Origin of the sequence: Dyadobacter sp. CY343 (assembly GCF_021390335.1) — a bacterium.
Lineage (GTDB): Bacteria > Bacteroidota > Bacteroidia > Cytophagales > Spirosomataceae > Dyadobacter.
Genome location: NZ_JAJUXK010000001.1, coordinates 332,400 through 344,794, shown reverse-complemented (window position 1 = coordinate 344,794; position 12,395 = coordinate 332,400). Strand labels below are relative to the sequence as shown.

The window sequence follows — 12,395 nt, the reverse complement described above, 5'->3', positions numbered from 1 at the left end:
GCCCCCTGTTTTGCACTCCTAATGCTTTTAGCACCAAACCGCATCACTCTAAAAATTCGAATAGATACTCACTTTTATGCGGGATCTGAAATTTTTCTAAAAACTCCTTGTATTCCTCCTGAAACGACTTCTTCCGATGGTGTTCTTCCTGATTTAAAATGTAATTCACCACTGAATTAATGTGTGAATGCGAATAGGAAAAAACTCCATAACCCTCCTGCCAGGCAAACTTAAACTTTGTCCAGCCTTTCGCATTAATGAATTCGTTGCTTTCTACCTTAATTTCCTTCACAAAGTCCGAAATCAAGATAACTGGTTTAAAACCAACAAAAATGTGCACGTGATCAGGCATACAATGCACCGCAAGCATTTTTGCTTTGCGATTCTGCACTAACCCCGTCAGATATTTGTGTAATTCCTCTTTGTTTTCCTTGGGTATCAGACTCTGTCTGCCTTTTACGCTAAAAACAAATTGAAGATAAATCTGTGAAAATGTATCTGCCATTATATCTGAAAGTGTGTGTAAATATTGCTTCCATTATATCTGCTCAAAATACCGTTTTCGCTCCCAGTCCGTTACCGACGTATCGTACGCTTTTTGTTCATTTCGGAAAAAGTGAGTATAATGTTCGATTACTTCATTACCGAATGTATTTTTAGCGAATTCGCTTTGCTCAAATATGTTAACTGCTTCGGACAAGGTGTAGGGCACCCGTGGCAAATGGGCGGCTGCGTAAATATCGCCCTCGAAACATTCCGGCGGCTCTATCTTATTTTTGATACCGTCGAGTCCGGAGGCGAGTGAAGCCGCAAATGCGAGGTAGGGATTGCAATCGGCGCCGGGAATGCGGCACTCAATGCGCAGACTTTTTCCACTTCCTACCACGCGGAAGCCGGCAGTGCGGTTGTCATAACTCCAAGCCAGCCGCGTAGGTGCCCAGGAGCCGTCGACAAATCTTTTGTAAGAATTCACAGTTGGGGCGTAAAAAGGCATTACATCGGGCACGTGCCTGATCCAACCGCCAAGAAACCAGCGAAACAGATCAGATCCTTGTACTGGGCCGATCGCCTGATCTCCGACAAATGCATTTTCTCCATCTTTCCACAAACTCATGTGAATATGACTGCTCGAACCGGCCTGATCAGTGGCAAACTTGGCCATGAAAGTGACCGAAAGTCCCATTGCGTCAGCCACTTCCTTCATGCATTGCTTGTACACAACGTGATTATCGGCCATCGAAAGTACATCGGCATATTTTACATTCAGCTCATGCTGGCCCAGCCCCCACTCACCTTTGGAAGTTTCAATTGGAATGCCGGAGTTTTTTAAATGTTTTCTTGCCGCGGAAGTGAATTTCTCATTTCGCGTCCCCTGCATAATGTGGTAATCTTCAAGGTAATACCCAGCCGGCGAGAGATTCTGGTAACCTTGTTCAAAAGCTTGTTTGTAAGTATTTTCGAGAAGATAATATTCCAGTTCAGAAGCCGCGAAACAGTCCATTCCATCTGCCTGCAAGTTGTCCAGCTGCTTTTTAAGAATAGATCTGGGCGCGATGGATTCAAGCTGGTGCGATTCATCATTGTGAACATCACAAATCACAAGCGCCGTTTTTTCAAGCCAATCTGCGATCCGCAGCGTTTTCAGATCAGGTAGCAGATGAAAATCGCCGTAACCCAACTCCCAGTTTGCATATTTGTAACCCGACACAGGCTCCATTGCTATATCCGTGGTTAGCAGGTAGTTGCATCCGTGCGTACCGTCTTCCAATACCGAATCCAGAAAATATTCCGCATCGACTCGCTTTCCCATTAACCGGCCATAATGATCGGTAAAACCAACCACGATGGTATCAATCAACCCTTCCACCGTTTTACTCCTGAGTTCTTCTGCTGTGAGAAATCCTTTCTTGTCCATCGTAAAGGGTTTGTGGCGAAATAGTTAGCGCAATTTTTCAATCTCGGTATTCATTGGAAATTTCAATATCACTTTTTTCCCCGAAGCTTTTTCAAGAACAGGAGTGAGAATTTTACGTGCGTTCACTTTGGTTTGTTCCAAAATCCCCATATCCTGGGCGGATTTCATGATCTGCTTTTCGGCCTGCTTGTAGGCTTCCTCCACCAGCTTTCCTTCTTCATTGAATGCATATTCGGTATTGTATATCTTGGATTTGCTATGGTCGATCTTAAAAACACAAAGCTCAGGCTCGGGCATATTGACCACCAGGTATTCGTCTTCCGAAGAAATGTCCGCAATATCCACCAGTGTCAGGTCAATGCAACCGATCGCTTCCCCCTGCACGATCAGTACCGCTTTCGCATTGGGCAAAAACATTTTGACCTTTTCGCGCTCGACAACATCTTTAAAATTGTACTTAACCAGTTCCAGCTTGCCCATCGCGCTGATCTCCTGCAAAACAATAGTATGCGTAGTCTGCGTTTTATCCTCCATCCCAAACCAGTCCGGCGCCCAGTTCCCGGTCCTGAAATTGGACCATAATGAATTTAACCCCGCTATCAACAGAATCAATACAAGCACACGCACAAACCAGGAAATCAATCGCATTGAATAGGGTATTAGGTTAAAAACTCTTGTCTGTTTCCGCTTCCGCCGCCAGTCGCTGGGCGATAATACTGGCTGCTATCAATTGCAATGCATGGTAAATCATGATCGGCAGCAACATAATACCCGCCTGCGGGCCTGCAAAAAGCACTTTTGACATAACCGCTCCCTGCACCAGCGACTTTTTCGAACCACAAAAAACAGCCGTTACTTTATCTTCATGACTGAATTTCAGAAGGTTACTAATAAATGTCAGCAGGAAATAAATAGCGAAAAATAGTGCCAGCATTCCCATTCCTAAAAATACAATATCTTTCAATCCAAGCGAACTAAACAGGTCTTCGCCAAATGATTCGCAGAAAGAAGTGTATACGATCAGCAAAATAGACGATTGGTCGAAATAGCGGATATACTTTTTGTTTTTTTCGGCAAAATATCCCCAGCGCTTGTTCAACAGTATACCCGCAAATACCGGAAGTAGTACTTGCAAAGCCAGCTTTCCGACCACTGAAAGCAGGTCAAAATGCCCTGGGCCGGTATCCAGTACCAATCCCATCCAAAGCGGAGTCAGGAAAACACCGATCAGGCTCGATATGCTCGCGTTGAATATCGCCGCCGGAATATTGCCTTTTGCAATAGAAACCATCACTACAGAAGATGAAACCGTGGAAGGCAATACTGTCAGAAAGAAGATACCTAACCACAAAGTATGATTCTCTTCGCCTTGAAACATTGGCTTGAATGCCAGCGCGATAAGTGGAAAAAGTACAAATGTGGACAAATGCACCATCACGTGCAGCCGCCAGTTGGTAAGTCCCTCGCGCAGCTTGTCCGGACTGAGCCGCAATCCGTAGAAAAAGAAAATGACCGAAACGGCGTAGGTGGAGATCTCGGAAAGCGGGACCGGACTCTCTTTCATCCCGGGTTCCGGCCAGAGCCAGGCCAGCAATATCATGCTGAGCAATGCAAGCATAAAACCATCCAATCCGGCTTTGCGGGCAGTATCTAATATTTTAATCATTTGATATACTTTTCGCTGCCAATCTGAGGAATTGGCAACTTTTGCTTACTAACAAAAGAAGGGAAAGTTGGTTAAATAAAATCCGCTTCCGCCTTATAAGTTAATAGGTACACCCGTGCAAACGGTTCCAACAATTACTTGAAATATGAAAAATATCGTACTCGCCGCGGTGCTGACAGTATTTGCGGCTCCTTCGTTTGCGCAATGGAAATTGGTTTGGGCTGATGAATTCGATAGTGAAGGCGCACCCGATCCAAAGATCTGGGAGCCGGAAAAAGGTTTTGTCAGAAACGAAGAATTGCAGTGGTACCAGGCCGAAAACGCGTATTGCAAAGGCGGACTTTTAATTATTGAGGCTAAAAAAGAAAAAGTTAAAAACCCAAATTACAAAGCAGGAAGCAACAATTGGAAAGAAAACCGGGAATTCGCAGCATATACTTCGGCGAGTTTAACTACTAAAAAAAGCAAAAGCTGGCAATATGGAAGGTTTGAGATCCGGGCTAAAATCGATACCCGCGCCGGGCTCTGGCCTGCTTTCTGGACACTTGGAATAAAAGGTCGCTGGCCAGATAACGGAGAGATAGATATCATGGAATATTACCGGGATATGCTGCTGGCCAATGTTGCCTGGGGTTCTAATGAACAGTACAAGCCAATATGGAATTCGGTTAAAAAGCCTTTAAACACCTTCGAAGACCCGAAATGGGCGGATAAATTTCACGTTTGGAGAATGGATTGGGATGAAGATTCCATTAAGCTGTACGTCGACGATCTGCTCCTTACTTCACAGGATCTTTCCAAAGCCGTAAATGCTAAAAACAAGGATATCCAGCCTTTTCACCAGCCGCATTATGTATTGCTGGACCTGGCTGTGGGCGGAGATAATGGAGGTGATCCGTCGGGAACTGATTTTCCTGCCAGGTTTGAAGTAGATTATGTACGTATTTATCAGAAAAAATAATCCGACTATCGCGTTACCAAATCGCGTCTGGCGCGACGCATACTTTTGCGAACCGGGCGTGGTGCTTTGTTCCTGCGTCCCCACCAGATCAGAAACCCGGTTACTGGCAAAGAAGCGCAGACCAGACTAGCCAGAAACATCAATATTTTACCCGGCAATCCCAATATAGCGCCGACGTGAATATCGTAGTTCATCCGGCGCAAGGTTTGAGCCAGATTAGCCTCGCTGTATTTGCCGCTGTAAGGCCCGGTCGCCTTGATCTTTTTAAGGGTATATTGGTCAAAATAATTGTAATCTACATTGTAGTAAGTCCCTTCCCGGAAATTCACATAAGAGAAAATTGACTCGGAAGGCAGATTCGGGAACGAGATATTCAGTGTCGCGTATTTAGGATATTCCCGCTGCAAAGCATACCAGGCGCGATCCGTCGCCTGCTTCGGCCCGGCGACTGCATTTACCAGCGTGGTATCCGAAGTTGGGTTATAGTAAACGTCGGAACCCTCACCTCCCGTGGCTGTGTAAACGCCCTGTGAAAACCACTGAAATCCCCAGACCAGGCCTGTGAGCGAGAGAATTACACCGATTGTCATAATATAAAAACCCAGCACATTGTGCAGGTCATAGTTTTTCCGGCGCCAGGCTGCATTCCATTTGATCGAAAAACGCTGTTTGGATGCAGCTTTATTTTTAGGCCACCAGAGTACCAGCCCGCTGATCATCATTACAAAAAATATAAGCGTCGCCGAAGCCACCACCGGCTGGCCAATCTTTTCGGGTAACCAGAGATAATAGTGCCCGTGGAGTATAAAATGAAAGAAATCCCCGTCCTCGTCCCACACTTTGGCCACTTTTCCAGTGAATGGGTTCAGGTAGGCTACGTAATAGTATTCGGGATCAATGTTATAGAAACCGACCTGCGCATTTCTGCCCGGCACATCGTAGAGAACCCCGTTTGCTTTCTTACCGGGAAGCAACTTTTCAGCCTCGGCAGCTAAAACCGATGGCGGCAATAATTTGCCCTCTTTCTGTCCTTCAACAAACATATAAGGCTGGGTAACAGCCTTGATTTCCTGCTCAAATGCGAGAATGCAGCCTGTAATAGCTATTACAAAAACCAGCGCCCCGGAAATGAGCCCCAGGTAGAGGTGAAGTTTGCCAATCAGTTTTTTCATTAATCCCGTTTTCTTAATTAGACTGAATCAAGATACGAAAGTAATGCTAACTTTTTTCACAGGAAACAGATTAGTCAAATTCATATTTCTTAATCCCGGGCTCACACTTCCCGGCGGCATGTGCATCACCGCATTTGTAATGTCCCACAACCAGAAGTTCCATTTGATTTTCTCAGTGAGGTTGACGCTAAAATAATATAATAGTCAGCACATTCATTACAAGTACCGCGACCAATTTAGCAGAAAAAAATCCGTAATTTTGCACTCCAAAAAATTCAAAAAGCGGGAATGGAAACCGCTTATTACACGACTGGCTACTAGCCAAAGGCTAACAGCAAATTGCTATCATGAAATACAACGAATATAAGAACCTGAGTTATCCAAAGATCGGCGACGAGATATTGCAGTTCTGGAAAGACAAAAAGATATTCGACGCTTCTGTTGAAACCCGCGAGGGCGCACAGAGTTTTACCTTTTTCGAAGGTCCGCCTTCTGCAAACGGCACGCCGGGCATTCACCACGTGATGGCGCGCTCGATCAAGGATATTTTTTGCCGGTATAAAACGTTGCAGGGGTTTCAGGTAAAACGCAAAGGCGGCTGGGATACGCACGGTTTGCCGGTTGAATTGCAGGTCGAAAAAGAACTTGGTATCACAAAAGAAGATATCGGCAAGACGATCTCGGTGGCAGAATATAACGAAAAATGCCGCCAGACCGTCATGAAATTTACCGATCAATGGAATGACCTGACCGAGAAAATGGGCTATTGGGTCGACCTGGAAGATCCTTACATTACCTATAAAAGTGAATATATAGAAAGCCTCTGGAACCTGCTTAAAAAGCTGTACGGCAAAGGTTTGCTTTACAAAGGTTATACGATCCAACCATACTCTCCTGCGGCCGGAACCGGCCTTTCGTCACACGAGCTGAATATGCCCGGGACTTATAAGGATGTGAAGGACACGACGATCGTGACGATGTTTAAGGCTAAGCCTTCGGAAGTTTTGGCTGATTTCTCTGATCTGGATATCCGGATATTAGCCTGGACTACAACACCCTGGACTTTGCCCGCCAATTCAGCATTGACCGTCGGTGCGAATATTACCTATGCATTGGTTGAGACCTTCAATCCTTATACCCACGAGCCGGTTGCGGTGATATTGGCGAAGGATTTGTTGGGTAAATATTTTAGTGAAAAAAGTCAGAACGGCGACTTCGAAGGCTACGCGGCGAGTGATAAAAAGCTGCTCCCATGGCGCGTTTTGAAGGAATTTAAGGGTCGTGAGCTGGAAGGCATTGAATACGAACAGTTAATGCCCTATGTGCAGCCGACCGTCGGGCCGTCGGAAAAACCCGCTTTCCGGGTTATCCTGGGCGATTTTGTTACGACCGAAGATGGTACCGGTGTGGTACATACCTCCCCTACTTTCGGTGCGGACGATTTCCGGGTAGCGCAGGCAAACGGTATTCCAGCGATCATGGTGAAAGATGAAAATGGCAAAGAAGTACCGATCGTGGATCGTCGTGGCCGTTTTGTGAAAGAGATAACAGATTACGCGGGACGTTTTGTCAAACCTGAATATTATTCGGAAGAAGAGCAAAATGATCCTGAATTCCGTGCTACCGACGTATTGATCGCGATCAGGCTCAAAGAAGAGGGCAAAGCATTTAAGGTTGAGAAATACGAACACCCGTACCCACATTGCTGGCGGACAGATAAACCTGTGCTTTACTACCCGCTCGACAGCTGGTTTATCAAAACCACCGCCATGAAAGACAGGCTGGTAGAACTCAACAAAACTATTAACTGGAAACCGGAAAGTACGGGGACAGGCCGCTTTGGTAACTGGCTCGAAAATCTTGTTGACTGGAACTTGTCGCGCTCGCGCTATTGGGGTACCCCGCTGCCGATCTGGCGCAATGATTATGGCGACGAAGTTTGCGTAGGCTCGATTGACGAGTTGAAAGACCTGCTCGAAGAGGCGATTATTTCAGGGCATCTGACACGTGAGCAGGCGTTTCACAATTCTGAATATCTGCAAAAACTGGAACACGGGGAATACGATCTGCACAGACCGTATGTAGACGATATTGTATTGGTTTCCAAAAAAGGCCACGTCATGCACCGTGAGCCGGACTTGATCGATGTTTGGTTTGATTCCGGCGCAATGCCTTATGCACAGTGGCACTATCCTTTTGAAAATCAGGAGATATTTGACAAAAGTTATCCAGCCGATTTCATTTCCGAAGGTGTGGACCAAACGCGTGGCTGGTTCTTTACATTGCACGCGATCGCCGGAATGCTGTTCGATTCTGTTGCATTTAAAAATGTAGTTTCGACGGGTTTGGTTTTGGATAAAAACGGCAATAAAATGTCGAAGCGCCTCGGCAATGCGGTGGATCCGTTCTCGACCCTGGCGCACTACGGCCCCGACGCGACACGCTGGTACATGATCACCAATGCGGAACCGTGGGATAATTTGAAGTTCAATATTGATGGTATTGGTGAAGTACAGCGCAAATTTTTCGGAACGCTGGTCAATACCTATAATTTCTTCGCCCTTTACGCGAACCTGGATGGTTATGAATTCCACGAAGCGACCTCTGTTCCTATTGAAAAACGTACGGAGCTGGACCGCTGGATCTTGTCCAAACTGAATACGCTGATCAAGGAAGTAGGCGAGCAATTTGACGATTACAACCCGACAAAAGCCGGCCGTTTGGTTCAGGATTTTGTGACTGATCAGCTTTCCAACTGGTATATCCGGTTAAACCGTCGTCGCTTCTGGAATCCTTCGCAGGACCAGGGTACCGGCTTAACGGATGATAAAAGAGCTGCTTACGAAACTTTGCAGCATTGTTTGGTTACGGTTTCTCAACTAATGTCACCTATCGCGCCGTTTTTTGCGGAATGGTTGTATAAAAACCTGACCGATGGCGACCGCGAGCTGGCTGTTCAGCACGGTACTGATTACAAATACGAATCGGTGCACCTGACCTACTGGCCGAAAATCGAGACGGAATATGTGGATACCGATCTGGAACAGTCGATGGAACTGGCACAATCAATCAGTTCGTTGGTGCATTCGATCCGCAAGGGACATAAGCTGAAAGTTCGTCAGCCGCTTTCCAAGATATTGATCCCTGTTTTGAGTGACAACACAAAACGCCAGATCGAGCAGGTAACGGGCATTATCCTGACGGAAGTAAATGTAAAAACTGTTGAATTCGTGCACGATGACAGTGGTATCCTGAAAAAGAAGATCAAACCGAATTTCAAAACTTTGGGACCGAAGTTCGGACCAAAAATGAAGGAAGTAGCAGCTGCTATTTCTGCTATGGATGAAGCTCAGATCAAGGATATTGAGAAAAACTCGACCATTAATCTGCAAGCAGCAAGCGGCCCGATCGATATTGCGTTGACCGACGTCGAGATCATCGCGGAAGACGTTCCCGGCTGGCTGGTAGCGAGCGAAGGCGGCTTGACCGTCGCGCTGGATATTACCGTCACCGACGAACTTCGTCTCGAAGGTATAGCGCGCGATTTTGTCAACCGTGTTCAGAATCTACGAAAAGACAGCGGCTTTGAGGTTACTGACAAGATCCGCATTACCTTACAAAATAACGACAGCCTGCTCGCAAGCGCCGTGACTGCCAACAAAGATTACATCTGCCAGGAAGTACAGGCGCTGGATCTCAATTTGGTCAGTGATCTAAATGGAGAAGCGAGTGAAATCGAAATGGATGAATTTTTGTTGAAGGTAAAGATTGAAGTGGTATAGCAGATGAATCAATATCAGGCATATCCCTTCGCACTAAACGAAGCGGAAACACACTATAAATTTCAAAGCATCGGTAAAAAGGGAATAGTAGAAAAGGCTATTTCCTTTTCACCGATTGCACCACAGATACACAATCTTGCTTTGCTGGACTATTGCCCGGTGAGGCGGGATTACGTGGACGATACTGTGACAGATAATGGCGACGTTCCTGAAATTATGGCGACAGTAATGGCCGTAGTTCTGAAATATTTGGAGGATCATCCTGAAAATCTTGTTGCTTTATCAGGAAATTCAAAAGCAAGGACAAGGTTGTATCAAATCTCGATCGGTAGTTTTTATTGATGTGCAAGACTTCCTTGTCATTCTAGGGTATCGAAATCAGCAATGGTTTTTCTTCGAACCAAACGGTTCATTTGAAAGTTTTTTGATAGGAAAAAAATCGCTAGATTCGTAATAATCAATTGTTTCACGCTATGAAAGTTCTAGATAAAACAGTTCTTGTTCCAAGGTATTTAAAACCTAAAATTACAATCGACAATTCCCTTCCTGATCTTTCCAATCACCCTGTTGTGCTTAGGAAAGCAGAAGAGGCCAGAAAATTCCTGGAAGAACATCCGGTTCCGGAGCATCTTTTAAAAAGAAGATAGCAAGTATATGCAACTACAAAATGCTACTGCATTCATAACGGGCGGAGCCTCCGGATTGGGAGAGGCTACCGCCCGTTTGTTTGTGGAGGCAGGCGCAAATACGGTGATCCTGGATCTGAACGAAGCGGCGGGAACTGCATTGGAAGAATCATTTGACGGAAAAATCAGATTCATTAAAACCGATGTTTCCAGTGAAACTGAGGTAAAAACCGCCGTCGACTTTGCAATTGCTCAGTTTGGTCAGATTGATATTGTTGTGAACTGCGCTGGCGTTGCACCGGCCCGGAAAATAGTCGGCAAATCAGAGGGCATTTACGGTCCGCATTCCTTCGAGTTATTCGAAAAAACCATCCGCACAAACCTGATCGGCACTTTTAACGTCATGCGCCTGGCGGCTTTTGCAATGGAACAAAATTCGCCAAATGAGGAAGGAGAGCGCGGCGTGATCATTAATACAGCCTCCGTAGCTGCTTACGACGGACAAATGGGACAGGTCGCTTATGCGGCTAGTAAGGGTGGGATTGTTAGCATGACTTTGCCTGTCGCCCGTGATCTTGCCAAATCTGGCATTCGGGTTATGGCAATAGCCCCCGGCTTGTTTGAAACGCCGTTAATGATGGGATTACCCGAAGAGGCGCGCGTGTCACTGGGGCAGCAGATACCATTCCCCTCCCGCCTTGGAAGACCTTCCGAATATGCGTTGCTGGCCAAATCCATTGTAGAAAATCCAATGCTGAACGGTGAGGTGATCCGCCTCGACGGGGCAATCAGAATGGGACCGAGATAATGCATTCACATTCAAACATATTGCCCGCAAACAGAACCATTTTACGGTGGTTATTCCTGGTTATTTTATCAACCGGATCCGGCTTTTTTCAGGAATATAATCGAGCCGCGGCTTGCCAGACAGAGCAGTTTTTTAACTCTCACCGAAGCAGAAATGCCGGTACAATTGTCGTGTTCAAGCAGCCTGCATCGAACAGTAAGGCTGCAATCGCAGACTTCAAAGAATCTGCTGAGATCCGTCATGCGAGGCAGCGGAGCTTCACAAACCTCAATAAGACCCGTTTTAATTCAGCCTCGCATCAATTCGCTTCCTATTCATTTGAGTTACTGAAAATGAATAGGTTACAAGGATGCACAAGTTCTTCTTACCAGTCTGATCCTTCATTTTCCTGATTCGGGGCAACTGCTTTGTCCCAAAATACTGCGAGCGTAAACGCTTGTAGTCAACTTATATGCTGTTTTCTGTTTCAGGAAACGCAATTATTCATTTTAAAAAATCAGGAAATGAATATTGGTAAAATATTCCGCAGCCTCATCAAGTGGCTACGACGATTTGTTATCGCTTTTATGCTGGGCTTTTCCAATATTATCTATCAGGAAACCAAAACGATAGACGATACTTTCTTTAAAACGGAACAGGTTTTGCCGGATAAAGAAGAATAGACTAATTGGTCAAACCATTTGAATTCCAAGCTCAGAATACATTTTAAATGCTTCCTGCCCGCCCGGCTGATCGGTGATAATGACAGACAACCGCTCAGTCGGGCAAATATAAAAGGCTTCGGCCGTTTCGAGTTTTTCTGCGGTAGCGAGTGCAATTATCTCGCGTGAAGACTGGATCATCGTCCTTTTCACTTCACTTTCTTCATAGTCCGGCCCGGTTACTCCCAACTCTTTGTGAATACTGCAAATTCCAAGCAAACAAATATCAGCCCTGAACTTTTGCAAAAATTGAATGGTATCACTTCCGATTGTCACAAAGGAGTTTTTCAAAAGTCGACCACCGGCAAAGAGTACTTCAACAAATTCGTGTTCCTCCAACAAGGAAGCGATTGGAAAACTGTTCGTAACAACGGTGATTCTCAAATCCTTGGGTAATGCTTGTGCGATAAGCATAGCAGAAGTTCCTCCATCGAAAATGACAACCTGCCCGTCTTTTAGAAACGATAATGCTTTGTTTGCAATGATCTGCTTCTGGTCCTTATCGTGGGAAATCCGGTCACGAAAATGGTGCGGCCCGGGAGCATGTGGTACTGCACCTCCCCGTACCGATTTTAGTAGTCCCTGCTCTGCCAGCTCTTTGATATCCCGCCGGACAGTATCCTCAGATACATTCAACAATGCACTTAGTCCGGCTAGATATACCTTTTGATCATTGACAAGACGATCGAGAATAACTTTAAACCGCTCTTCCTTCAACATAATGACATCGTAATTTTTGCAAACTTAATATTTGTTTAAAACAA

General features: G+C 45.6%; 12 protein-coding genes. 6 read left to right on the top strand and 6 right to left on the bottom strand.

Going from position 1 to position 12,395, the window contains the following annotated elements; genetic code table 11:
* Window positions 1–43: 43 nt before the first annotated feature.
* The 4 genes from tnpA to LZG94_RS01330 are packed head-to-tail and all read right to left on the bottom strand — an operon-like array spanning window position 44 to window position 3,581.
* Window positions 44–505: an IS200/IS605 family transposase gene (gene tnpA / locus LZG94_RS01345; RefSeq protein ID WP_233790136.1), complete on the bottom strand. Its 462-nt coding sequence runs from the start codon at window positions 503–505 to the stop codon at window positions 44–46.
* A 33-nt stretch (window positions 506–538) separates the two neighbouring features.
* Entirely contained in the window at window positions 539–1,915 is a 1,377-nt protein-coding gene (locus tag LZG94_RS01340) for a glutamine synthetase family protein (protein WP_233790135.1), read from the bottom strand.
* A gap of 24 nt (window positions 1,916–1,939) precedes the next feature.
* Window positions 1,940–2,563 (bottom strand): DUF4230 domain-containing protein, encoded by a 624-nt coding sequence (locus LZG94_RS01335; RefSeq protein WP_215233907.1) that lies wholly within the window; start codon window positions 2,561–2,563, stop codon window positions 1,940–1,942.
* A gap of 16 nt (window positions 2,564–2,579) precedes the next feature.
* Entirely contained in the window at window positions 2,580–3,581 is a 1,002-nt protein-coding gene (locus LZG94_RS01330) for a bile acid:sodium symporter family protein (protein WP_233790134.1), read from the bottom strand.
* A 145-nt stretch (window positions 3,582–3,726) separates the two neighbouring features.
* Here LZG94_RS01330 and LZG94_RS01325 point away from each other — a divergent pair, with 145 nt between their 5' ends.
* Window positions 3,727–4,542, top strand: a complete 816-nt coding sequence (locus LZG94_RS01325) for a family 16 glycosylhydrolase (RefSeq protein WP_233790132.1) — start codon at window positions 3,727–3,729, stop codon at window positions 4,540–4,542.
* A gap of 5 nt (window positions 4,543–4,547) precedes the next feature.
* Here LZG94_RS01325 and LZG94_RS01320 read toward each other — a convergent pair whose 3' ends face one another.
* Complete coding sequence (locus LZG94_RS01320) at window positions 4,548–5,714, bottom strand: PepSY domain-containing protein (protein ID WP_233790130.1); 1,167 nt, start codon at window positions 5,712–5,714, stop codon at window positions 4,548–4,550.
* Window positions 5,715–6,061: 347 nt separating this feature from the next.
* Here LZG94_RS01320 and ileS point away from each other — a divergent pair, with 347 nt between their 5' ends.
* The 5 genes from ileS (at window position 6,062) to LZG94_RS01295 (ending at window position 11,592) form a co-directional block, all read left to right on the top strand.
* A complete protein-coding gene (gene ileS / locus LZG94_RS01315) occupies window positions 6,062–9,496 on the top strand; it encodes an isoleucine--tRNA ligase (RefSeq protein WP_233790128.1) in 3,435 nt (1,144 codons plus the stop codon).
* Window positions 9,497–9,499: 3 nt separating this feature from the next.
* The gene (locus LZG94_RS01310; RefSeq protein WP_233790126.1) at window positions 9,500–9,838 is read left to right on the top strand and encodes a DUF6934 family protein; all 339 of its coding nucleotides are present in this window, start codon (window positions 9,500–9,502) and stop codon (window positions 9,836–9,838) included.
* 131 nt (window positions 9,839–9,969) lie between these two features.
* A complete protein-coding gene (locus LZG94_RS01305; RefSeq protein WP_233790124.1) occupies window positions 9,970–10,143 on the top strand; it encodes a hypothetical protein in 174 nt (57 codons plus the stop codon).
* A gap of 7 nt (window positions 10,144–10,150) precedes the next feature.
* A complete protein-coding gene (locus LZG94_RS01300; RefSeq protein ID WP_233790122.1) occupies window positions 10,151–10,930 on the top strand; it encodes a 3-hydroxyacyl-CoA dehydrogenase in 780 nt (259 codons plus the stop codon).
* 503 nt (window positions 10,931–11,433) lie between these two features.
* A complete protein-coding gene (locus LZG94_RS01295) occupies window positions 11,434–11,592 on the top strand; it encodes a hypothetical protein (RefSeq protein WP_233790121.1) in 159 nt (52 codons plus the stop codon).
* Window positions 11,593–11,601: 9 nt separating this feature from the next.
* On the opposite strand, the gene LZG94_RS01290 is transcribed toward LZG94_RS01295, so the two are convergent.
* Complete coding sequence (locus LZG94_RS01290; RefSeq protein WP_233790119.1) at window positions 11,602–12,351, bottom strand: DeoR/GlpR family DNA-binding transcription regulator; 750 nt, start codon at window positions 12,349–12,351, stop codon at window positions 11,602–11,604.
* Window positions 12,352–12,395: the final 44 nt, after the last annotated feature.